The sequence below is a fragment of the Cellvibrio sp. UBA7671 genome, from assembly GCA_002483145.1.
Classification (GTDB): Bacteria; Pseudomonadota; Gammaproteobacteria; order Pseudomonadales; family Cellvibrionaceae; genus Cellvibrio; species Cellvibrio fibrivorans.
The window spans coordinates 33,990-57,060 of record DLHJ01000006.1 but is presented as its reverse complement, the minus strand read 5'-3'; the positions used below and the strand labels follow the sequence as shown (position 1 = coordinate 57,060).

Below are 23,071 nucleotides of genomic sequence, written 5' to 3'. Positions count from 1 at the left end.
AAGGGCGCGCACTATACGAATCCGACCGCACCTGCGCAAGCTCTTTTTAAGCGCCAACCATACTTAATTTCATATGCGATCAATCGACAACCAATAGCAACAAAAACTACACAACTTCAAATAAGTGATACTTCTTTTTACCCACCCTTACGAGATAAAAGCGATCAAAAAAAGCACTGCCTGCCGCAAAACAATTAGCCGATTGCATATTGTCGCCGATGGATTTGGCAACACCATTAACGAACACGGCACTTCTAGCCAACGCATCCTTAATTTGCTTTCCTGAAGCAGCCAATTCAGCATCAGCCAATAACTGGGTAAGCGGTAAATCAGCAATTTCTGCGCGGATTAATTTTGACGAAGGCAATCCATCCTGCTGCAACTGAAGGAAGTCTGACTCACTCAAGTTAGACAACTCATCGCTAAACAAGGCCTGTGTGATGCGCTGGGCAGCTAATAGACCAGCGTCACCATGCACAAGCCTGGTCACCTCTTCCGCCAGAATACGCTGCGCCTCCGGTTTGCCTTGGCGAGCCGTATCATCAGACTCTATAGATGCAATCTGAGCAACCGATAAAAAGGTAAAGTAGCGCAGGAATTTGTAGACATCCGCATCCGCAGTATTTAGCCAGAATTGATAAAAGGCATAGGGGGACGTTTTCGCGGCATCGAGCCAAACAGTGCCCGTTTCAGTTTTGCCGAATTTTGTTCCATCCGACTTGGTCACCAACGGCATAGTCAGGCCAAACACATGAGCTCCATGCATCCGGCGCGCCAAATCAATACCGCCAGTGATATTGCCCCACTGATCACTGCCACCAATCTGCAGGGTGCAATTGTTGCGCACATACAACTCGGCGAAGTCGTACGACTGGAGAAGCATGTAGGTAAACTCAGTGAAGGAAATCCCCTCGCCTTCGCGCTCAATTCGTTGCTTTACCGATTCCTTATTGATCATGTTATTGACAGAGAAATGCTTGCCCACATCGCGCAAAAAACTAAGCACATCAATTTTGCCAACCCAATCAAGGTTATTAACTACTTCGGCCGATTGGCTACCGCAGTTAAAGTCAATAAATTGGCTAACCTGCGTCTTTAACTTATCCACCCAATTGGCAACCACATCAGCAGTATTGAGTTTTCGTTCCTGCGCCTTGAAGCTTGGATCACCAATCAGGCCAGTTGCACCGCCCACAAGAGCGATAGGTTTATGACCCGCAAGCTGGAAACGCTTCAGCATTAGTAGGGGCACTAAACTGCCAATGTGCAAGCTGTCTGCCGTCGGATCAAAGCCGCAATAAAGCGTGCGACTACCTGAATTGAGATGCTCCGCAAGAGCATCACCGCCAGTCATTTGGGCAATTAGCCCGCGATCCTGCAACTCTTGCAGGAAATTAGTGTCAATAGCTGCCATAACGCACCAACCAAGCTTGTAAAAAGTGTTTCGATTAGGAACAAAAAGGCGGCAAAGATACCGCATCTTGTTCCAATTACAAGACAAAACCAGACGCTTGTTGCAGCAAGATGAAATTTTGGGGTGTTAATGGTGTTTTTTTCTGCTATAAATGCTCTTTCTTGGATCACTTATCTATAAAAAATTGCGAAATTTTTACCCATGCCCCAAATAAAAAATTACTACAAAATCATTCGATCGACCCTGCTTCAATACGTGCCGCGCGGACATCTCGCGGCCGCAGTGGTGCTATCGGCAGGTTTGGTAATCATTTTAGGCAGCAACTCTCAAGAAAACTCCGCAATCGTAAGTATCCCTAGCAAAAACATCCCCGGTTTGGAAATACAAGGCATAGAAACCCCTGCCACCCCCATATCAGTGCCCGCAGTAGAAACCATTATCCAAACAGTTGCGGCAATTCCTGAAGCAGTAAAAGTACAGGACCAAAAACCAGCAGTACCACAATGGAAAGAGTTCACAGTACAAAATGGCGATAACCTATCGATCTTATTTAAACGCGCAGGTCTGAATGATCGCACTATCTACGAATTATTCAGCGACGCCAAGGATGCCAAAGATTTACGCAATATCCGCCCAGGCCAAAAAATGGCTTTTTTGGTGGAAAATGGGCAGCTGCAAGGCCTGAATTATATTATCGACGAATTGAATAGCCTGAACTTTACCCGCGGCACCAAGGGCTTCACCGGCAAAGAAATTGCACTCAAGCCCGATGTTAAATATGCCTTCCGCCAAGCCTCTATAGATAGCTCCCTCTACATGGCAGGAAAACGCGCAGGGATGCCCAGCAATCTGACCATGGAATTAGCCAACATTTTCGGTTGGGATATCGACTTTGCGCTTGACATCCAGAAAGGCGATAGCTTTAAGGTAATGTACGAAGAACAATTTCTTGAGGGCAAACGAATCGGTACAGGAAAGATAATGGCAGCAGAATTTACCAATGCTGGAAAAACTTTCAAAGCTGTTCGCTATACCGACAAACAAGGTGCAAGCAACTATTACACCCCTGATGGTCGCGGTATGCACAAAGCCTTTCTACGCAGCCCAATTGAATTTGCCAAAATCAGCTCTCATTTTAGTTTGGGGCGCAAGCATCCAGTTCTACACATCATCAGAGCACACAAAGGCACTGACTACGCTGCCGTGCGGGGAACGCCAATACGCTCTACCGGTAATGGCAAGGTAGCTTTTGCCGGCCGTAAAAATGGGTTCGGAAATACTGTTGTTATTCAGCACGGCCAAGGTATTGAAACACTGTATGGGCACATGAACGGATTTGCCAAAGGCATTCGCTCAGGGTCACGTGTCAGCCAAGGCGATGTGATTGGTTATGTTGGTTCTACAGGATTGGCCTCCGGTCCGCATCTGCACTACGAATTCCATGTCAACGGCCAAGTGCGCAACCCTGTGACCGTCCCACTACCCAAATCAATTGGTATCGAAAAAACCGAGCTGGCGCGCTTTAACGAAACCACCCGGCCATTGATTGCCAAATTGGATCAATACAAATCTTCCAGCCGTCTGGCAGTTGCCAAAGGCGGCAGCAATAGCAACTAAGTCAAATAGCTCATGAAGCAGCCCCAGCTCTACATAGGTTTGATGTCGGGCACCAGCGCAGACGCTATTGACGCAGCACTCGTCAATTTACAATCCATTCCGCAACTGCTTGCACAACATACGCTACCGTTCCCAGCAAAGACTCGCCAACAAATCCATTCGCTTTCGCTCCCTGGCAATAACGAAATCGATCGCATGGGGGCACTGGATACGGATTTAGGGAAGCTCTTCGCCCAAGCCACTCTGGCATTACTCGCCAACGCTGGCGTTAGTGCCACACAAATCAGCGCTATCGGCAGCCATGGCCAAACTATCCGCCATCGCCCACCCGGCTCAAGCGAGGGCACATTTACCCTGCAAATTGGCGACCCCAATCTGATTGCCGAATTGACCGGAATTACTACAGTGGCTGATTTTCGCCGACGCGATATGGCGGCAGGGGGCCAGGGGGCGCCTTTAGTTCCCTCTTTTCATCGCGCTATTTTTCATACCCAAGATCATGACCGCGTCATTGTTAACATTGGTGGCATGGCGAACATCACATACCTGCCCGCGCAAGGCCAAACAACGGGTTTTGATACTGGTCCTGGCAACGTATTGATGGATGGCTGGATACATTCTCACTCAGGAGATATCTACGATAAGAATGGAGCCTGGGCAGCTAGCGGCCAGGTGCACGCGGAACTCCTCGAAGCTTTATTGACTGATGCGTATTTCACATTGCCCGCACCAAAAAGCACTGGCAGAGAAAGCTTTAACCGCGCGTGGCTCAATAAAAGTCTCGCGAGACTGCTAACAGCACCCTCCTCCGCAGATGTGCAAGCGACCTTGCTGGAACTAACCGCCGCAACAATTGCAAACAGCATTTCTTGCCTTGGCAAAACAGCAAAAGAAATTTATGTATGCGGCGGCGGTGCTTACAACCCAAGGCTTATGCAGCGATTACAGGATTTACTGCCGACCGACAAAGTGGCAAGTACAGCAGTATTGGGGATAGATCCACAATGGATAGAAGCTATGGCATTTGCTTGGCTGGCACAGCAAACCATAAATCATCGCGCTGGCAATCTGCGCGCAGTGACGGGAGCCAAGCGGGAAGTTATTTTGGGCGGCGTTTACTACGCTTGATAGAACAACCGCGCAGGATTTTTAAGCGAGTAGATTAGACAGTAAAGGAGGAGCCGCAGCCGCAGGTGCTGGAAGCGTTGGGGTTCTGGATCACAAACTTGGAGCCTTGCAATCCCTCTTCGTAATTGACTACCGCACCAACTAGATAGGGATAACTCATTGCATCTACTACCACTTTCACACCATCGCGCTCGACAACTGAGTCGTCATCGGCGACCGCCTCATCAAACGTAAACCCGTATTGAAAGCCTGAGCAACCACCACCGGTAACATAAACACGTAGTTTAAGATCGGGATTATCCTCTTCCTCGATTAGGCTTCTGACCTTGGCGATAGCACTTTCGGTGACAGTAACAACCTGCGGGACATAGATTTCAGCGGTAGACATACATACTCCGGATAACTAGCAAGCCCGACGGGGCAATCTTTATTATCCCTTTACCCTAGTAAAACAGTCAACTATTAAGCTTTGGCGACTGCAATATCCAACACACTGGCAGACTCTTGTTGTTTATTGATCATGCTGCCGTTCACTTGCGCTCCCTTTACCATCTCAATCGAATGATAATGCACGGTGCCGGTCACATTTCCTTTGGCCGCCAGTTCCAGGTGTTTACTGGAGTAGATATTCCCTTGCACCTTACCGTTGACGATCACCACCGGCGCGCGAATCTCCCCTTCCACCACGCCGGTATCGGCGATCACCACTTTTGCGTCCTTTTCATCCTCAGCGATGATATTGCCGGTTACCTTACCTTCCAATTGCAGCTCGCCGGTAAAGTGAAGGTCACCAATTACCTTGGTCGCGCGTGAAATAAGAGTGTGATTATTGGAAAAAGCCATCAGGGAGACTCCTTAGCAAATGCTATTTAATTTCTGGCCATTCAAGTTCTGATTCAACGGTCACTGGATTACGCCTTGAACTGGATTTCACCGCTAACTCAACCCGCGCAGGAACAAAACCGTCCGGCAGCACAATTTCGGTGTCGATATTCTGGAAAAACTTGAAATTGAGTGGAATATCTTCAGCCATAGGTTCGGCGTCAATCTTACTAACGGTCAGCTCATGAAGCGATATTTTGGTCTCAGAACCATCCTTTTGGCCGACCACAAATACCCGCAACTGACCTGAGAAATCATCATCGCCTTCCGCCAGTTTTTGCACGACCAATTTGAATTGTTTTTTGCTGTCCGCCAGTGCTGAAACGGAAAAAATACCGAAACTGATCCCCATGGGATTGGTACTTTTTTTCGAGGTAAGGATGCGATAAACCTCGACATCGCGCTGTAAAGCGGCTTTTTCATCGCGCAAAACCATTACACGCTTGCGCAATTCCTCGCCCGCTTGGCGATCAACCTCTGCACTTAACTGGAATTTGGCCAGCTCGCGCTTTGACTCACTTGCCTCTTGCGTCAATTTTTCCAGCTGCGCACGCAGCTCCTCCGCCTCTTGAGGCGAAAGACGTTCACGGCTTGCCTGATTCAGGGCATAGAAATAGGTGGCGATGAGCGCCGCTCCGATCAACGCGAGCAACGCAAGGGTCATAAATGCATTTTTAAGCGGCCGATGGGGTACCACTTTCATGCGGTAAACCGGGGAGCCTTTTACTTTGGTCTTAGCAGGATTCATAGCTACCATTTTTATTATTCACGGGATGGAATTACACCATCCCGCGCAGTTAGGATCAGCCCGGAAAATTTAGGGCATCAAAGCCACAACATCCAAGCCGGCTTTCTCATCGAACCCAAACATGATATTCATGTTCTGGATAGCCTGGCCGGAAGCGCCTTTGGTGAGATTGTCGATAACCGACAACACGACCACAGTATCGCGCTGTTGCGGACGCAAAACCGAGATGCGGCAGACATTCGAACCCTTCACACTTCTCGTTTGTGGCAATTCCCCTGCAGGTAGCACATCCACAAACGGCTCATTGGCATAGCGCTGCTCGTAGAGGGACTGCAAATCCGGCACTTTATTCGCGTCCAACAGTGTCGCGTAAAGCGTGGCGTGGATGCCGCGAATAATCGGCAGCAAATGAGGTACAAACGTCAGCGCAACCGGTGCAACACCGGCAGGCTGCACATCGCGCAAGCCCTGTTCGATTTCCGGCAAATGGCGATGACCGGCAACACCGTAGGCTTTAAAGCTGTCGCTGATTTCCATCAACAGATTATCAATTTTGGCCTGACGCCCGGCACCGCTGGCACCGCTGGCGGCGTTGGCGATGAGGCGAGTCGGATCAACGAGATTGTTTTCAATCAGCGGCAAATAGCCCAGTTGGGTCGCGGTGGGATAACAACCAGGACAAGCCACTAATTTGGCGGTGCGGATCGCTGCACGATTGACCTCTGGTAAACCATAAACAGCTTGAGCCACAAGATCTGGAGCACCATGGGTTTGGTTGTACCATTTCTCCCACAGGGGCACATCACGGATACGGAAGTCAGCCGACAAATCGATAATGCGCGCTTTGGTATTCATCAGCGCACCCATCATGTTCTGCGCAACGCCGTGGGGCGTGGCAAAAAAGATTACATCACACTCGCCCAATACCGCCACATCCGGCTCAGTAAATGCCAGATCGATATGGCCGCGCAGGCTGGGGTACATATCGGCGACTTTGGTGCCCGCTTCCGCGCGCGAGGTAATCACAGTCACTTCTACTTGTGGATGTTTGGCCAATAAGCGCAACAGTTCTACGCCCGTATAACCAGTCCCACCGACAATCGCTGCTTTAATCACCTCAGTCTCCTCCAATCTTGTTCAATGTTATCGCGGTTAATCCAGTTGCGGAGACTCTGTTATCCTGAGCACCCGCCAACCGATGCTGGCGAAAAATAAAGACGGCTATCATAAGAGCCTTATCGATAAATCAAAAGCAAAAGCTAACGGGTGTTGATAATAGCCCTTTGATAAATCAGAAGATCTGGTCAGTGCCGCCTAAAAAGCAGCCACTTCAATAGGTATAACCGCGTGCCAACAGAGCCATCGCAATCCCCAACGACCAGCAAACGCATGAGCCTGCACGTCGAGTCCATGCGCGACCAGCTTGCAGGCGCAGATTCGCTTCCACTATTGACCCTACTCGGACTCTTGACGGGGCTAATCGCTGGCGCGGTGATTGTGCTGTTTCGCTGGATAGTAGAAATTCCACTCGCCTATTTTTTGCCGGAAAGCTTTGAAAATTTTGAAGCGATAAGCTCAATCATGCACGTTGCCCTGCCTTTAACCGGCGCAGTAGTGCTGGGACTAATCCTGCAATGCGTTGATAAACGTCATCACGCAACCAGTATTGGCCACGTGTTGGACCGCCTGCAAAACCATCAGGGGCGTATGCCTCCCGGCAATATGGTGACCCAGTTTTTTGGCGGAGCAGCCTGCCTATTAACCGGGCAATCTGTCGGGCGCGAAGGCCCTGCCGTGCATATGGGCGCCGCTAGTGGCAGTCTGCTGGGCCAATGGTTAAAACTTCCTGCAAATACCTTGCGGCCACTTGCGGGCTGTGGCGTTGCAGCGGCAATCGCTGCTTGCTTTAACACACCCATGGCTGGCGTCATCTTCGCTATGGAAGTAGTGATAATGGAATACACCATCGCCGGATTTATCCCAGTCATTCTTGCTGCAGTCGCGGGTGCAACTATGACTCGCCTCGCCTTTGGGCCGGAGATCGCTTTTATTAACGCGCAATCGGTCATGGGCGACTTGCGCGAACTGCCGTTGATGGGATTGGTCGGCCTAGTAGTTGCTGTATTTGCCGCTGCTTATATTCGCCTGCACGGTGCCAGTTGCCGTTGGGCGCTAAACCGTCCTATCGCCTTGCGCCTTGCCTTGGCGGGATTATTCACCGGTATTTGCGCCCTGTGGATTCCACAGATTATGGGTGTGGGTTACGACACCATCAGTAGCGCCTTGGCGGGCGATATAGGTTTTGCGTTGTTGTTAGCGATTGCAGTGACCAAACTCTTTGCCACATCGATTAGCCTCGGCGTAGGTATGCCCGGCGGCGTGGTGGGCCCGCTGCTGTTTATCGGCGCCTGCGTTGGCGGCGCAGTCGGTAGTGCAGCGCAAATACTTATGCCCGGCTCAGCAAGCGCTATCGGCTTCTATGTGATTTTGGGAATGGGCGCGATGATGGGTGCAACGCTAAACGCTCCACTTGCAGCAATGATGGCAATCCTCGAACTCACCTATAACCCCAATATTATTTTCCCTAGCATGTTAGTGGTAATTGCCGCCTGCCTCACAACTCGCTGGGTATTTCGCTGCGATGGGCTGTTTCAGCATGTATTGCGAATTCAGGGCAAGTTCCGTAGTGCAGAGGCAATGGAACAACTGCTCAGCCGTACCGGCGTGCGCGGATTAATGGACCGACATTTGGTAGTGGCACAAAATCAGATCAGCATTACCGGTGCCCAGCAATTACTTGCCCATCATCCACACTGGATTTTATTACGTGATACCAATCAGCTACTGCAACCCGCCGACCTGCACAGCTATCTACAACAAGCAGAAGACATCGCGGGAGATGGCATCATCAACCTGCAGGATATTCCCGCGCGCCGTTACGACCTTGCGCGTATTACTGCCGATGCTAATTTATTTGAAGCGCTCGATTTGATGAATCGCCAGCAAATCGATGCACTCTGGGTGGAATCACTTAGCGATTCCCATCAGCCACTGGGTATAATCAGCCGCGCAAAAATCGATGACTATTACCGTATTTAACGTTTGAGATGCTCCTATGCTCTGGATAAAAGCCTTCCATATTATTTCTGTTGTCAGCTGGATGGCCGCGCTCTTTTATTTGCCGCGTCTGTTTGTGTACCACAGCATGAGCGAAGACGAGATCAGCCGCGAACGCTTTAAAATCATGGAGCGAAAATTACTGCGCGGCATCGCCAACCCCGCGATGATTGCGACCTATACCTTTGGCATCTGGATGAGCTGGCTCGGTTGGGAGTATTACTCCACACAAATCTGGTACTGGTGCAAAATTGCACTGGTAGTGCTGTTGACCGGATATCACCACGCCTGCATCGCCTATTTCAAACAACTGCGCGATGACCGATGCACCAAGAGCCATAAGTTTTTCCGCGTGTTTAACGAATTACCGGTGTTTCTATTAATCGGTATTGTTATTTTGGTGGTGGTAAAACCTTTTTAAGATGAACAATAACCTCTACGCAATTACCGACTCACAATTGCTGCCCGGCGATACATTATTCACCGGTGTTTCAGCTGCGCTCAAAGGCGGTTGCAAGCTGGTGCAGTACCGCGATAAATCAGCAGATCATGCACGCCGCTTATTTGAAGCCAAACGTTTACTCGATCTCTGCAATCAGCATCAGGCGCAGTTATTAATCAATGATGATGTGAGTCTCGCGCAAGAAGTCGGCGCACACGGCGTACATTTGGGCCAAGGTGATACCAATCCTGTTGCTGCACGGATTATTCTCGGCAGCCGCGCAATTATCGGCGTCACCTGTCATGACTCACTGGCGCTTGCGCAGCAGGCTATAAAAGACAGTACCAATTACATTGCATTTGGGCGTTTTTTTTCCTCGAATACAAAACCTGATGCACGCCCTGCGCCGATTTCATTAATCAGCGATGCACGCAAAGCATTTAGCGATACACCTATCGTTGTTATCGGAGGAATTACTCTGGATAACGGCAAGCAATTATTAGATGCGGGCGCCGATATGCTCGCTGTCTGCCACAGTTTATTTTCTGCGGATGACATTACTGCACAAGCCAAAAAATTTATTGCATTATCTTTTACCGATCAGGATTAATTATGAGCCGCTCAGAAGAATTATTTTTACAAGCCCAAAAAACCATTCCCGGCGGCGTCAACTCGCCTGTGCGCGCGTTTAAAGCCGTCGGTGGCACACCCGTATTTTTTGAGCGCGCGCTGGGCGCCTATGTGTGGGATGCAGACGGCAAACAATATATCGATTACGTACAAAGCTGGGGACCAATGGTACTCGGCCACGCACACCCTGATGTGATCAACACCGTTATTGAAACTGCAAAATTTGGTTTGAGTTTTGGTGCACCCACTGAACGCGAAACTACACTCGCAGAAAAACTCTGCAACCTGATTCCCAATATGGATATGGTGCGTTTTGTCAGTTCCGGCACCGAAGCAACCATGAGCGCAATCAGACTCGCGCGCGCGTTCACCAAGCGCGATAAAATTATTAAATTCGAAGGCTGCTATCACGGCCATTCAGATTCTTTATTAATTAAAGCGGGTTCCGGTGCACTGACACTCGGCGTACCCAGCTCACCGGGTGTGCCTGCAGTATTGGCCGATCACACACTCACGCTCGATTACAACAACGCCGAACAAGTGCGTGAATGTTTTGCCAAACTGGGCGACCAAATCGCCTGCATTATTGTTGAGCCTGTAGTGGGCAATATGAACTGTGTTCCACCCGTACCAGGATTTTTGGAATGCCTGCGCGAGGTGTGCGACCAATATGGCAGCGTATTAATTTTTGATGAAGTGATGACCGGCTTCCGCGTCGCACACAAAGGTGCGCAAGGGCATTACAACGTAAATGCCGATATCATCACGCTCGGCAAAGTGATCGGCGGTGGCATGCCAGTGGGTGCCTTTGGTGGCCGTCGCGATATTATGCAAATGATTGCGCCCTCCGGCCCTGTGTACCAAGCGGGAACCCTCTCCGGCAATCCAGTCGCTATGGCAGCAGGTTTAAAAACATTGGAGTTATTGGAGCAAGACGGTTTTTATAAAAACCTCTGCGCACGCACCACGCAATTGGTTGAAGGGCTGCAAAAATTAGCGGATGAAGCAGGCATTCCCTTTACCACCAATCATATCGGCAGCATGTTCGGTTTCTTTTTTACTAGCGAGAAAAAAGTCACCAACTTCAAGCAAGTGATGGCCTGCGACATTCCACGTTTTAATAAATTTTTCCACGGCATGTTGGAGCGCGGTGTTTATTTGGCACCGGCATCTTACGAAGCGGGCTTTATGTCCGGTGCGCACACTGAAGACGATATTAACAACACACTCAAGATTGCCGCCGAGGTTTTTGCAACCTTGAAATAAGTTCACCTGGACGCGGAAAACAAAAAGCCGGCGCAACAACTGCACCGGCTTTTTTTTGATGTAAAAATTTACCCACAATTAATCCATCGATCAGCCTGTATAGGCAGGACCAAACCCAAAACTCCAGATCAATACGGTAATAGCCATAATCGATACAAACATCACCAAGCCAATAGTGAGAATCGAGCTGGAATAAATAAAGCCTTCATCCTCAGGAATTTTCATAAAAATCGGGATGCCCATGTACAACAGGTACACGGTATAAAACACCGCCGCTATACCCACTAGCATTGTGAGAATGACATTTGGATAGAGCGCGCAGAGCCCCGCCACAAACAAGGGAGTTGCTGTGTAAGCGGCGAACACTACGCAGCGGGCATAGCCGGGAGCCGAATCATAGGTGCGCGACATCCAATTAATAAATGCACCTATAACCGCAACACCAGCTAACATTGCCAAATACATCAGCACGCTCATTATTAACGCGCTGGATTCCGTCAACATCACTGGATCACCTTTACCAATTACCCACCCCACTTTGGTTGTGCCAATGTACATTGAGACGGGCGGTATCAGGGCGAGGAACAGGACGTGGGCGAAATACAAATGAGAAACGCTTTCGGGCGTATCGCGAATTTCCTCCCACTCCTGGTGGGGATGGGTAAAAAGACCGGCAACATGGGAAATCATATTCTTTCTCCAACACTGTTATTAGGTATTGACCATTAATTTGGCTACACAAATAATCGCACGGCGAAGAACTGCTATCGTCTTGTCTACTGAGTATATAGCGCCAACCCGCTATCTTCCTGAGAGTGGTTAGACTAAATCAACTTCAAAAAAAAAATCTCCATAACTACAACATCTATATTTATTAACTGTTTGATGAATCGTAACCACATAAAAAAAATTACCTTCCCATCAGTTTTTGCATATCAGATAACATCTCTTCCAACTCATAAGGGGAAGTAAAGCTACCAATAAATTCGCCTTGGGGATTTACAACAAATACCCGGGTAGAATGGTTTACCTGATACTGCTCCCCCACATTGGTTGGCAAGTTGATGCCAGCGGGAATTGTTATTAATTTACTCTCAACAATCGCCGAGCGATCATAGGCCGCACCAAAAAATTGGGCAAAATTTGCTAACGCAAGATTACTACCGCGCAGGCCGAGAATTTGTGGATGAAAAAAACCTACGTAGTTAGCGAGTTTTTCCTGCCCATCGCGCTCCGGGTCAACACTCACAAATACCACTTGCAGCTCGTCACCAGCGCCCATCAAGTTCAATAGTTTGGCTAACTTTTGCAATTCCAGCGGGCAAAAATCCGGGCAGGAAGTAAACCCAAAAAAAACCAAACTCCAGCGATGACGAAACACATTCACACCAACAGCTTCACTACGATGATTTTCCAACGTAAATTCAGGCAAGGTTTTAGGAGCAGGTAATAACTGCGCAGCAGCCAGTGGTGATGCTGCAGAAAATTGCTGTGCACCCAACACCACTCCCAGCCCCAAACTGGCTACAATCGCCACGGCATATAACAGCTGCCAGCGTTTTTTATGGCCCGGTTTGTTTAACATCAAGACCAAATTCCTGGGTGCTGCCATCGCCAAAGCTAAAGGTTATTTTCACTTTACTGTCGAGAGTTAATTCTTCCTGCGCCTCCGTTAACATGAGATGCAAGCCACCGGGTGCCAATTGCACGCGGGCTTGTGCAGGGACAACCAAAGACTCAAGATGATCCATCACTACTTTGTCGCCCTCCCGGTGCGTCTTATGCAGCATCACCCCCGCGCAGCAATCAGCACTCACACCCACAATGATTTGCTCGCGCAATTGTGGGTTGTGGATCGTCATATAGGCAGCATTTACGGCAGTTGCCGGTGGTGCCAATTGTATCCAGGCATTTTCCACCTGCACTTGTGCCGCACAACGACCAGCCAGCAGCGCCATCAAAACACACGCGAAAAAATTATTGTAATAATTCACTGAAACTCCACTTCGCATAGTGATCAACTAAAAGCACCAGAAACAACACCATCAAATGCACAATCGAAAAACGAAAGGTTGCCATTGCGGTGTCAGCCTGAGCATTAAATTTTAATATCCAGGCGTGATAAATAAATTTAACGTTGAGATAAATACTGGCAAATAAATAGATAACGCCTGTCATGCCCACCAAAAAGGGCAGCAAACACACAAGAAACAATAAGAATGTATAGAGCAAAATAGCCGTTTTGGTAAATTCAATCCCATGAGTGACAGGTAACATGGGTATATTGGCTTTTGCATAATCGTTACAGCGGTGAATCGCGAGCGCCCAAAAATGGGGTGGTGTCCACGTGAATACTATCATCATCAACAGCAGCGCTTCACCGCTCAAACTACCGGTGATGGCAGTCCAACCCAATACCGGTGGCAGCGCACCGGCAACACCACCAATCACAATATTTTGCGGAGTAGCGCGTTTTAGCAAAAGTGTATACACCACCGCATATCCAAACAAACCAACCAAGGTCAAGAGAGCGGTAAGGGTATTGACGGCCAGCAATAAAATTAAAAAACCGGTAATCGCCAAGGTGCAAGCAAAGGCTACTGCCTGCCCAGTAGTCAGCTTGCCTTTCGGTAATGGCCGCATATAGGTGCGCGCCATCTGCGCATCAATTTTTTGATCGAGTACATGATTAAATGCAGCCGCTGCGGCAGACACCAGAGCTATTCCCAAACTTGCCATTATGACTAATAACATATCCGGTGGTGCGGGCGTCGCCAGCATCATCCCTACCCATGCGGTGAGCACCAATAGCGCCACTACCTTGGGTTTGGTGAGTTGATAATAAGCGCGGCAGTAGCCAGCAATATCGGTACGCGCCAATACTGGTGCCAGGGAATTTTTTATTGTTGCCATCACAAGCTCCCATTTTTTATTTAATGCAGTTACTCGATGCCGCTACACCATGTTTTATCTATCAGTAACGAAATGATTTTTCTGCACACTTTTCATTTCCGATAACGGCTCTCTCACTATTCGCCGCAGATAAATCTGCCGCACAAAAACCACCGTCAGCATCAGCAAATTGGCCGCCACCAGATTGTGCATAACCGCATTTAATAGCGGAAGCTGTGCAACAATATTGATCAACCCCAGTGTTAATTGCAGCAAGAGTAATCCACCAATGCTGGCCGCTATGACACGTATAGTTTTAGTCACTGCCCTGCGCCAACATAAAAAGGCAAAGCTTCCCAACAACAGCAACGTCACCACCGCGCCCATACGGTGCAAAACATGGATGCTCATACGCGCTTCGTAGGGCAGCACTCCATATTCGTAAGTGTCGTGCCCCAGCGGCAAGCTAAAGGCCGACTGCAATGAAAACCTGTCACTCCAACCAGCTTCACACACGGGTAATTGATAGCAGACCGCGGCGGCGTAATTACTCGATGTCCATCCCCCCAGTGCAATTTGCAGCACCAACACCAAGACTGTCAGATAGCCTAATGGCAAAAGTGAATTCAACCCTGGTTCCCGATATTTTTTTACATCGAGCCCAATTGAATCGGTATTCATTACTTTTATTTTCCACGCAAGCTCCACCCGCAATAAGGCCAACAGCGTGAAGAGTGCAAAACCACCCAGCAAATGGGCAAGAACAACCAGCGGTAATAAATTCAATGTGACTGTCCACATACCCAAAGCCGCTTGAAAAATTACCAACAGTAAAATAATTCCACTCAACAGCCTGAATTTTTTAAGGAAAAAACTAACAATCGCAATCGCCAATACACACAAGCCTAATAAGCCGGCGATATAACGATGCAACATTTCATTGTGCGCTTTGTGCGGTTCTATTTGCGCATCGGGAAATTTTGCTTGCGCCTCAGCGATATGCCCATCGTGGAGTGGCGCCGTTAATTTTCCGTAACAGCCCGGCCAATCCGGACAGCCCAGCCCGGCATCGGTCAAGCGTGTATAAGCGCCCAAGGCGATAACAATCAGAGTTAACAAGAGCGTAAAATTTATCAGCGTAGCAAACCGGCTCATGCTCCACTCCTGTCGTAATTGATCAAGCGCAATAAATCTGTGCGAATATCGCGTGCGAGATCGCGCATATGTTCAGGATTACCATCAACGGGATAACGTAGTAGTACCAAACCACGCTGGTTAACAATCACTATCTGGTTCTGCAATTCAGTCGCTACGCGTTGTTCGGATTGCCAACCAATTGCCGGAAATTTTTTTAGTTGCGCAGGTTCTTGTGCTGCCATCACCAGCGGTTTAATTTTTAATTGTTTGCGCCCCATACCTGCGTAAAGTTGTTGCAGTGTAAAAAGCGCTTGCTCACACTCTTGGTCGCACGCGGCAGCCTGTACATAAACCAAATGCCAATGCACATTACTACTGACAGAATTTCCTTTCGTTGAATGACTTGCATCAGGCAACAATTGAATTTCGTGTTGCAACCATTGGCCTTTATTGTTACCTCCCTGGCTAAACCAACCCATGGATAAACTGAGCTGTGCAGCAACCAAGGGCACTGCCGCACAGGCAATAAATAATATAAAAAATTTTCGACTGTTCATAATTCAATTCCCTGCGGATGTTTGCGGGCGCTGGCAAGCAATGCGATAACCATTACCGCGACGGCTAATAAAAACCATTGCAGTGCATACGCCTTATGCCGCTCCGGCGGCAGAATTACCGGGCGATAATGGATGAGAAAAGGAGAATTTTTTTCCTGATAGGTAAGTCCCTGCACCAGTGTGCGATTGAGCTGCAAAGAGAGGGAATCAATGTCAACTTGTTGGATGCGCATCGGCCATACACTTTTATTTTCGATATTGGTGCCCAATAAAACCCCTGTGATGCGAGTGCGGAAAATTCCTTGCACGCGTAATTCTGCGGGGATATCAACTGCCGGCAAAAAATCGCGCTGCGTCGGCGCTGCAACCCAACCCAAATTGACCAGTAACGCAGCAGACTTCTCTTGTGAAGCGCCATGTACAGGGTCTGATGCTGAGACATCTTCAACGGCGATAATGACATCGTAACCAATGCGGCCATTCACCATTTTGTTATCCACTAACCACACCATGGGCGCTAACCAACGGCCCATAAAATCCATTTGTACTCCATCGCGACCAATTGCATTTATTGTCGTTAAGCGTGCAATGTCTACCGCATCCTGCTGCTGCCATTTGGCAATGCGTGCGAGGGTCTGCGTTTTTTCTGCGGCGCGCTGCCATTGCCAAAACGACAGGCCCAACAACAGCGCCAGCACCAATAGATTAATCAACACCCATGGCCAGCGAACTACCCAATAGCGATTAAACGCTATAATGGTCATACACTCATCACTCCTACAGAGGTGTTTCCATGTGGATCAAAATAATTCTGGTAACGCTATTAGCAATTGTCGTATTCAGTTTATTTCAGGCATTGATTGTGATGCTGAAAAACGATGAGGCAGCACCCAAGATGTCAAAATTTTTGGGGCGACGCCTGATCTTCTCCGCCGTCGTCATTTTATTTTTAATCATCTTGTTACTAACCGGTGTTATTACGCCCCATCCACGCCCCTATTGATTCTGGATACTGACAACAACCCTTACAACACATAGACAAACACAAACAGGTTTAACCAAACCACATCGACAAAATGCCAATACCAGGCCGCTGCCTGAAAACCAAAATGACGTTCAGGGGTAAAGTGGCCTTTAATAACAATGCGCAAAAAAATCACAGTTAAAAAAATCGCCCCAAGCGTGACGTGTAAACCGTGAAAGCCGGTAAGCAAAAAGAAAGTATTACCGTAAACCCCCGAGTCAAGACGCAGGCCTAACTCTTGATAAGAGTGAACATATTCATGACCTTGCAAATATAAAAAGCACACACCGAGGATGATGGTTAACAACAGGAAAAATCCTAACTGGGTATATTTGCGCTGCTCTATGCCAACATGAGCAAATTGCAAGGTGACCGATGAGGCAAGCAAAATAAGGGTGTTATAGAGTGGGATCCCTTCCCATGGCATAGCTTGGGTTTCTAAGCCACCCGGGGTTTTAGTCAGCGGCCAGATAGCTTCAAAATTCGGCCAGAGTACTTCAGCAGTCATCACATTATTGCTCGCTCCATCCAACCAGGGCACAGCAATCATCCGCGCATAAAAGAGCGCTCCAAAAAACGCCATGAAAAACATAATCTCGGAAAAAATAAACCAACTCATCCCCTGGCGGAAAGAGCGATCCATTTGCTGGCTGTATAGCCCATCCATAGACTCATCAATAATATTGCTGAACCAACCGAACAACATATAAAACAACAAGGCAAAACCAACAATAATAAATAGCCAGCCAAAACCATGCTGATCTTTGGCGAGCGCATTAATCCAGATTGCAGCACCATAACCGAGCAAAAAAAGCGCTATTGCCCCTAAAATTGGCCAACTACTTTGATGGGGAACATAATATTTTTGATAAACAGTACCCATGGTAATTCCTCCACTAGCACAGATGAACAGTCTACTAACGAAGCCTATCGCCCAACTGTTTGCGGCGTATTGTTATACAAACGATAAGACAAAGTGATAGTCGTAAAATGACTCGGCAAATCCGGGTCTATATAAAATTGCACGGGCATGGCTTTAGCCTGATGCGCATCCAGCGGTTGCTCTACAAAACAAAAACATTCTATTTTTTTAAAGTAGCGTGCAGCCTCGCCCGGTGATACTGACGGCACTGCTCTGCCAATCGTCGCTGCGCCACTCAGGTTTTCCACCAAGAAATTAACGATCTTTACCTGCCCGGGATGCACACTGATACGGGTAATTTCCGGTGCAAAACTCCAGGGAATACCGGCGTCGCGGTTCGCTAAAAACTCCACCGAAATGTCACGACTTTCATCGATGCGGCGCGATGCGGGTGCAGCGGTATTTTCCGTTTTTCCATTAATGCCGGTGTAACGACAAAACACATCGTACAAAGGCACCAATGCAAAACCAAAACCAAACATGGCAATACAAATCAATACCAATTTGCGTACCAGTAACCTGTGCGACACCATTTTTTTCTCCGCCACACGTGCATCAATCTGTTAATTGATCATTTCACATTAGGTGGTGTTTGAAAGGTGTGGTAAGGCGCGGGGGACGGAATTTCCCACTCCAACCCATGCGCGCCTTCCCATACTTGTGTGCTTGCCTTTTCACCTTTGCGCCGCATACAGCGCACCACACACCATACAAAAATTAACTGCGACAAACCAAACAGGGCACCGCCAATACTGATAAAGGCATTCATATCGGCAAACTGCAATGCGTAATCCGGAATACGGCGCGGCATACCTGCTAGGCCAACAAAGTGCATCGGGAAAAACAACATATTCACTGATATTAATGAACACCAAAAATGCCATTGCCCCAAACGCTCGCTATACATCACGCCCGTCCATTTGGGAATCCAAAAATAAACTCCCGAGATGATGCCAAAAAGCGCTCCAGTCACTAACACATAATGAAAATGCGCGACGACAAAATAGGTATCCTGATATTGAAAATCTGCAGGAATAATGGCGAGCATTAATCCCGATAAACCACCAATGGTGAAGAGCACAATAAATGCAACGGCAAACATCATCGGTGTTTCAAAGGTCATGGAGCCGCGCCACATAGTCGCCACCCAATTAAATACTTTTACTCCTGTGGGCACGGCGATCAACATAGTGGTATACATAAAAAACAATTCAGCAGCTACCGGCATACCGGTAGTAAACATATGGTGCGCCCACACAATAAATGACAGGAACGCAATACTCGCCGTTGCGATCACCATAGATTCATAACCAAATAAAGGTTTGCGTGCAAAAGTGGGAATGATGCTGGAGACGATACCAAAAGCAGGCAAAATCATAATGTACACTTCAGGGTGTCCGAAGAACCAAAAAATATGCTGAAATAAAACCGGATCACCACCACCCGCGGCGTTAAAAAAGCTGGTACCAAAATATTTATCGGTGAGCACCATAGTCACAGTACCGGCAAGCACTGGCATAACCGCAATCAATAAAAATGCTGTAATTAACCAGGTCCACACAAACAGCGGCATTTTCATCCAGGTCATACCCGGTGCACGCAAATTAAAAATGGTGACTATGACATTCATCGCGCCCATGATTGACGAGATACCGAGCAAGTGCACAGAGAATACAAAAAATGCGGTGCTGTCATTACTGTAGGTGGTTGAGAGCGGCGCATAAAAAGTCCAGCCCGCAGCAGGACCACCACCCTCCATAAACAAAGTCGATAACAGAATAAAAAACGAGAAAGGTAAAATCCAAAAACTCCAGTTATTCATGCGCGGCAGTGCCATATCCGGTGCGCCTATCATCATCGGCACCATCCAATTGGCGAGGCCGACAAATGCGGGCATAATCGCACCGAACACCATCACCAACCCATGCACTGTAGTCATCTGGTTAAAAAAATGTGGATCGACAAATTGCAATCCCGGTTGAAATAATTCTGCGCGAATGACCATCGCCAAACTACCACCGATAAACAACATCAGCAGTGCAAATAATAAATAGAGCGTGCCTATATCTTTGTGGTTGGTGGTATATAACCAGCGCGTAATACCTTTGGGTTTGTGATCGTGGTCATCGTGATGACCATCATTAATATCGAGGGCGCTTGAATTTTCTGTGCTCATTACTTATTCCCCTGCTTCTATAGCGGCAGCAACATCCGCCACTTGCACCAAGTCGCCGGTATTATTTCCCCAGGCATTGCGCTCATAGGTAATCACCGCCGCCAGCTCGCTGGTCGTTAATTGTTTTGCAAATGCCTGCATGGCCGTTGCCGGTTTGCCATAAACCACAATGTGAATGTGCGCGGAAATATCCTGAGTGACCATGGCACTGCCTTTAAGTGCAGGAATAGCGCCCGGCAAACCCTCACCTGAAATTTGATGGCACATAGCGCAATGGCTTTCGTATGTTTTTTCACCGAGCGCCATCAGCTCTTCCATGCTTTGGGTTTGTTGCGCTGCTTTTTCAGCTTCGGCTTTTGCCTGTGCTTGCAGCTCTACTTGCTCTGCCGCCCAGCGATCAAATTCTTCCGGTGTCCTTACATCGACGACCACTGGCATAAAGCCATGGTCCTTACCGCACAACTCAGCGCATTGGCCACGATAAATGCCGGGTTTGTCCACCTTGGTCCAGGTCTCGTTAATAAATCCGGGGTTGGCATCTTTTTTTATCGCAAATGCAGGCACCCACCAGGCGTGGATTACATCGTCAGCAGTCACCAGAAAACGAATTTTTTTGCCGGTGGGAAGTACGAGAGGCTTATCAACATCGCGCAAATATAATTCGGTTTTTTCCGCGAGGTTATCGATCTGGTCGCGCGGCGTGGCGAGCATGGAATAGTACTCAATTGGATATTCCATGTATTTGTAGTGCCATTTCCATTGCGAGCCTGTGACTAACACCGTGAGATCCGCTTTAGAAGCGTCTTCCATGGCAATCAGGGTTTTGCTTGCGGGAATTGCCATCACCACCAAAATTACCGCCGGTATAGCGGTCCATAACAATTCTATTTTTAAACTACCGTGAAACTGTTCAGCTTTAGCACCTTTGGACTTTCGGTGATAGATAATCGACCAAAACATCAACGCAAATACAATTGCACCTATGACACAGCAGATATAAAAAATCGCCATATGCAGGTCATACACCTGATGGCTGATATCAGTCGCGCCGCGCGTCATATTGTATTTTTCAGTTTGTGCCTGTAGCGGAGTGCTGATGAATAACATCCACATCAGCACCGGATAATTCGCCACGCATCTCAAGCTGGATAAATAGCGTTTCACTGCACGACTCCTTCTTATGGCTTTGGTCTTATGGCATTGATCTTATGAGTGTGGAAACGTGTAAACGAACAGATGAGCGAAGCCATCCCACAATCAATGAAGGAATATTGTTCTACTCACAACAATTCATAAAACGGTATATTAAAAATCATGTGCACAAAACGAACGGCAATAACCAAAGAGAATGACCTAAATATTGGCCATTGTTATTGCACCGCTTTTTTAGTAACCACTTTGTAGTAAAAAAGTAGCAACACACAGACGCTGGAACTCATCCAGCAACGGGAATCAGGTGAACAAATCCAGTCAACAAACCAGAACAAGGTGCGACCTGACAACAGAAATAGCCAACTGGCCAAAAAGCGGGGATAGCTACTGAAAAGCACGTTCATCAATCGCTTTTCAAATACCCAAGTCTTTGAAAACAAAGACACACAGCCAGAACACAGGACGTACCAGAAAACCGGACACCTCAATTCCAACAATCATCGGGAAACTTGAGCCACAGCGAGTGATTAAGCTTAAAAACTACTGAGAATAAAAAGCTACCCGATGGATTAACTATAAACCCATCGAGTTAAAACGCAAGGAGTAACACTTAAACAAAACATCAGCACTAAACACATTTTTTTATATAACAAAATAAACTCAGCATTATTGGCTTTCCGCACTGGCAGCAGAGCTTTTTTCCTCACTCACGGCAACACAATAACTTTTAACTGCATCAGATGAGACTGCCTCAATTGTAGGAGATTTAACACATTGTTCACCTTCGGCACAGATCTCTGTGCATTCGGAACTCGCAACAGGTTGTACAACACGGTCATTCTTAATATTACTCTTCGTTTTTATTTTTTGGTCAGCATAACTGTTACCTGCACTCACAAAAACCAACACCATTATTGCTGCACACACAGATTTTATACGCATGATGATCGCTATCCTGTAGTTGATGTAAGCGCCAATCGTTAACAGCATTGGCGCTCCATTAAAGCATTTAATGAATTAGCAAGATACACAGAAACCAAATACTTGAAAGTGCAAGACCTAGAAACGCTAAATTTAGAAACGTTGCACTTAGAAACGAATCGCCCCCCCCAACATCAAACTGCTTTCATAATCACCATCGGTATAACTCAGCTCCGCACTTATATTGTCGGTGAAGAAATTACGAGCGCGGATAAAGTAGTCGGTGGTGCTTTCATTATCACTACCGGAATCATAAGAGCTATTGATAAAACCAGCACCCAAGCTCAAATGCCTGTCTAGGTAATAATCTACTGCACCTGTAATAATGTCATCGGTATCACTAATATCCGACTTCTCATAGCTGGCCTCAACATTCAACGCCTGTTCACCAGACAAAGGAATCACGTATTTACCATTGATATTCCACTCATCTGACACATCAACATCTTCAGTAAATTCAGACCAGACTAACAAACCGGTGACGGGTGCTATACCGGCTTTTACAAACCAGCTAGAGTCCCATTTGGATGATTCACTGCCCCCGTCAAAACTGCCCTCTGCTGGCCAGGAATATTTGGATTTGTATTCATTAACGCCAGCGCCCACATAAAACATGGTATTGGGAATATAAAAATCCACACCCAATGTGCGCAGATAAATATCGAGACGATCACCCTCTTCTTTGTATTCGTAATTACCAACTCCCAAATAGACATTGCTCGCCTTTTCAATAAAAGCGGCTTCAGCGAGTGGATGGCTTGCAGTATCTACAGGAGAAAAATAATATTTTCCTTCAAGGCCAACAAAATAACCTTCTTCGGAATCATCATTAACATCAATATCCGCATAAGACGCCGATATTTCACTTTGATAGGTTGCAGCAAGTGCAAAAGGGGCAACTAAAAAACCGGTAGCAGCAATAATGGCAGGCAATAATTTTAATTTCATAATCTATCCTCTGATATAAACAACAGCATCTGTAGTGA

At 47.5% G+C, this 23,071-nt stretch carries 25 protein-coding genes; 7 read left to right on the top strand and 18 right to left on the bottom strand.

What is annotated here, in order from left to right:
- Positions 1-106 precede the first annotated feature (106 nt).
- Complete coding sequence (tyrS, locus tag B4E62_RS07800) at positions 107-1,414, bottom strand: tyrosine--tRNA ligase (protein WP_331351673.1); 1,308 nt, start codon at positions 1,412-1,414, stop codon at positions 107-109.
- 201 nt (positions 1,415-1,615) lie between these two features.
- Between tyrS and B4E62_RS07795 the strand changes: the two genes are divergently transcribed.
- Together B4E62_RS07795 and B4E62_RS07790 are read left to right on the top strand one after the other, a co-directional pair.
- Positions 1,616-3,031 (top strand): OapA family protein, encoded by a 1,416-nt coding sequence (locus B4E62_RS07795; protein WP_331351672.1) that lies wholly within the window; start codon positions 1,616-1,618, stop codon positions 3,029-3,031.
- A gap of 12 nt (positions 3,032-3,043) precedes the next feature.
- Entirely contained in the window at positions 3,044-4,159 is a 1,116-nt protein-coding gene (locus B4E62_RS07790) for an anhydro-N-acetylmuramic acid kinase (protein ID WP_310067072.1), read from the top strand.
- 34 nt (positions 4,160-4,193) lie between these two features.
- On the opposite strand, the gene erpA is transcribed toward B4E62_RS07790, so the two are convergent.
- From erpA to argC, 4 genes are all read right to left on the bottom strand, one after another.
- Positions 4,194-4,547 (bottom strand): iron-sulfur cluster insertion protein ErpA, encoded by a 354-nt coding sequence (gene erpA / locus B4E62_RS07785; protein ID WP_310067074.1) that lies wholly within the window; start codon positions 4,545-4,547, stop codon positions 4,194-4,196.
- A gap of 74 nt (positions 4,548-4,621) precedes the next feature.
- Positions 4,622-5,002, bottom strand: coding sequence for a polymer-forming cytoskeletal protein (locus B4E62_RS07780; protein ID WP_310067076.1), 381 nt, complete (start codon positions 5,000-5,002; stop codon positions 4,622-4,624).
- 22 nt (positions 5,003-5,024) lie between these two features.
- Positions 5,025-5,789 carry a DUF6776 family protein gene (locus B4E62_RS07775; RefSeq protein WP_310067078.1) on the bottom strand — a complete coding sequence of 255 codons (765 nt, stop codon included), beginning with the start codon at positions 5,787-5,789 and terminating at the stop codon, positions 5,025-5,027.
- A gap of 69 nt (positions 5,790-5,858) precedes the next feature.
- A complete protein-coding gene (argC, locus tag B4E62_RS07770) occupies positions 5,859-6,905 on the bottom strand; it encodes an N-acetyl-gamma-glutamyl-phosphate reductase (RefSeq protein ID WP_310067080.1) in 1,047 nt (348 codons plus the stop codon).
- 231 nt (positions 6,906-7,136) lie between these two features.
- On the opposite strand from argC, the gene B4E62_RS07765 reads away from it, so the two are divergent.
- Genes B4E62_RS07765 through hemL form a run of 4 tightly spaced genes read left to right on the top strand, consistent with a single transcriptional unit; the run spans position 7,137 to position 11,244 of the window.
- Positions 7,137-8,888 carry a chloride channel protein gene (locus tag B4E62_RS07765; RefSeq protein ID WP_331351671.1) on the top strand — a complete coding sequence of 584 codons (1,752 nt, stop codon included), beginning with the start codon at positions 7,137-7,139 and terminating at the stop codon, positions 8,886-8,888.
- A gap of 16 nt (positions 8,889-8,904) precedes the next feature.
- The gene (gene hemJ, locus B4E62_RS07760; RefSeq protein WP_331351670.1) at positions 8,905-9,327 is read left to right on the top strand and encodes a protoporphyrinogen oxidase HemJ; all 423 of its coding nucleotides are present in this window, start codon (positions 8,905-8,907) and stop codon (positions 9,325-9,327) included.
- Between the two features lies 1 nt (position 9,328).
- Complete coding sequence (thiE, locus tag B4E62_RS07755; protein ID WP_331351669.1) at positions 9,329-9,958, top strand: thiamine phosphate synthase; 630 nt, start codon at positions 9,329-9,331, stop codon at positions 9,956-9,958.
- A 2-nt stretch (positions 9,959-9,960) separates the two neighbouring features.
- Positions 9,961-11,244 carry a glutamate-1-semialdehyde 2,1-aminomutase gene (gene hemL, locus B4E62_RS07750; protein ID WP_331351668.1) on the top strand — a complete coding sequence of 428 codons (1,284 nt, stop codon included), beginning with the start codon at positions 9,961-9,963 and terminating at the stop codon, positions 11,242-11,244.
- A 90-nt stretch (positions 11,245-11,334) separates the two neighbouring features.
- Here hemL and B4E62_RS07745 read toward each other — a convergent pair whose 3' ends face one another.
- The 7 genes from B4E62_RS07745 to B4E62_RS07715 all read right to left on the bottom strand — a co-directional run bounded on the left by B4E62_RS07745 (position 11,335) and on the right by B4E62_RS07715 (position 16,594).
- Positions 11,335-11,934 carry a Yip1 family protein gene (locus B4E62_RS07745; RefSeq protein WP_310067090.1) on the bottom strand — a complete coding sequence of 200 codons (600 nt, stop codon included), beginning with the start codon at positions 11,932-11,934 and terminating at the stop codon, positions 11,335-11,337.
- A 220-nt stretch (positions 11,935-12,154) separates the two neighbouring features.
- Positions 12,155-12,829 carry an SCO family protein gene (locus B4E62_RS07740; protein ID WP_310067092.1) on the bottom strand — a complete coding sequence of 225 codons (675 nt, stop codon included), beginning with the start codon at positions 12,827-12,829 and terminating at the stop codon, positions 12,155-12,157.
- Positions 12,807-13,238, bottom strand: a complete 432-nt coding sequence (locus B4E62_RS07735; protein WP_331351667.1) for a copper chaperone PCu(A)C — start codon at positions 13,236-13,238, stop codon at positions 12,807-12,809. Before B4E62_RS07735 ends, B4E62_RS07740 begins: the two co-directional genes overlap by 23 nt.
- Complete coding sequence (gene cyoE, locus B4E62_RS07730; protein WP_331351666.1) at positions 13,222-14,157, bottom strand: heme o synthase; 936 nt, start codon at positions 14,155-14,157, stop codon at positions 13,222-13,224. Before cyoE ends, B4E62_RS07735 begins: the two co-directional genes overlap by 17 nt.
- A 54-nt stretch (positions 14,158-14,211) precedes the next feature.
- Positions 14,212-15,291 (bottom strand): COX15/CtaA family protein, encoded by a 1,080-nt coding sequence (locus B4E62_RS07725; RefSeq protein ID WP_331351665.1) that lies wholly within the window; start codon positions 15,289-15,291, stop codon positions 14,212-14,214.
- The gene (locus B4E62_RS07720) at positions 15,288-15,830 is read right to left on the bottom strand and encodes a hypothetical protein (protein WP_331351664.1); all 543 of its coding nucleotides are present in this window, start codon (positions 15,828-15,830) and stop codon (positions 15,288-15,290) included. The genes B4E62_RS07725 and B4E62_RS07720 overlap by 4 nt, the downstream gene beginning before the upstream one ends.
- Complete coding sequence (locus B4E62_RS07715) at positions 15,827-16,594, bottom strand: SURF1 family protein (protein WP_331351663.1); 768 nt, start codon at positions 16,592-16,594, stop codon at positions 15,827-15,829. Before B4E62_RS07715 ends, B4E62_RS07720 begins: the two co-directional genes overlap by 4 nt.
- 29 nt (positions 16,595-16,623) lie before the next feature.
- Here B4E62_RS07715 and B4E62_RS07710 point away from each other — a divergent pair, with 29 nt between their 5' ends.
- Entirely contained in the window at positions 16,624-16,833 is a 210-nt protein-coding gene (locus B4E62_RS07710; protein ID WP_310067105.1) for a DUF2909 domain-containing protein, read from the top strand.
- Between the two features lie 22 nt (positions 16,834-16,855).
- Here the strand turns inward: B4E62_RS07710 and B4E62_RS07705 are convergent, their stop codons facing one another.
- The 6 genes from B4E62_RS07705 to B4E62_RS07680 all read right to left on the bottom strand — a co-directional run bounded on the left by B4E62_RS07705 (position 16,856) and on the right by B4E62_RS07680 (position 23,033).
- Positions 16,856-17,737 (bottom strand): cytochrome c oxidase subunit 3, encoded by an 882-nt coding sequence (locus B4E62_RS07705; RefSeq protein ID WP_310067107.1) that lies wholly within the window; start codon positions 17,735-17,737, stop codon positions 16,856-16,858.
- A gap of 44 nt (positions 17,738-17,781) precedes the next feature.
- Entirely contained in the window at positions 17,782-18,309 is a 528-nt protein-coding gene (locus B4E62_RS07700) for a cytochrome c oxidase assembly protein (RefSeq protein ID WP_331351662.1), read from the bottom strand.
- Positions 18,310-18,347: 38 nt separating this feature from the next.
- Positions 18,348-19,952: a cytochrome c oxidase subunit I gene (gene ctaD, locus B4E62_RS07695; protein ID WP_310067110.1), complete on the bottom strand. Its 1,605-nt coding sequence runs from the start codon at positions 19,950-19,952 to the stop codon at positions 18,348-18,350.
- A 3-nt stretch (positions 19,953-19,955) separates the two neighbouring features.
- On the bottom strand, positions 19,956-21,116 hold the full coding sequence (gene coxB, locus B4E62_RS07690) for a cytochrome c oxidase subunit II (RefSeq protein ID WP_331351661.1): 1,161 nt from the start codon (positions 21,114-21,116) through the stop codon (positions 19,956-19,958).
- Positions 21,117-21,770: 654 nt separating this feature from the next.
- Positions 21,771-22,094: a hypothetical protein gene (locus B4E62_RS07685; RefSeq protein WP_331351660.1), complete on the bottom strand. Its 324-nt coding sequence runs from the start codon at positions 22,092-22,094 to the stop codon at positions 21,771-21,773.
- Between the two features lie 99 nt (positions 22,095-22,193).
- Positions 22,194-23,033 (bottom strand): putative porin, encoded by an 840-nt coding sequence (locus tag B4E62_RS07680; RefSeq protein WP_310067124.1) that lies wholly within the window; start codon positions 23,031-23,033, stop codon positions 22,194-22,196.
- Positions 23,034-23,071 lie beyond the last annotated feature (38 nt).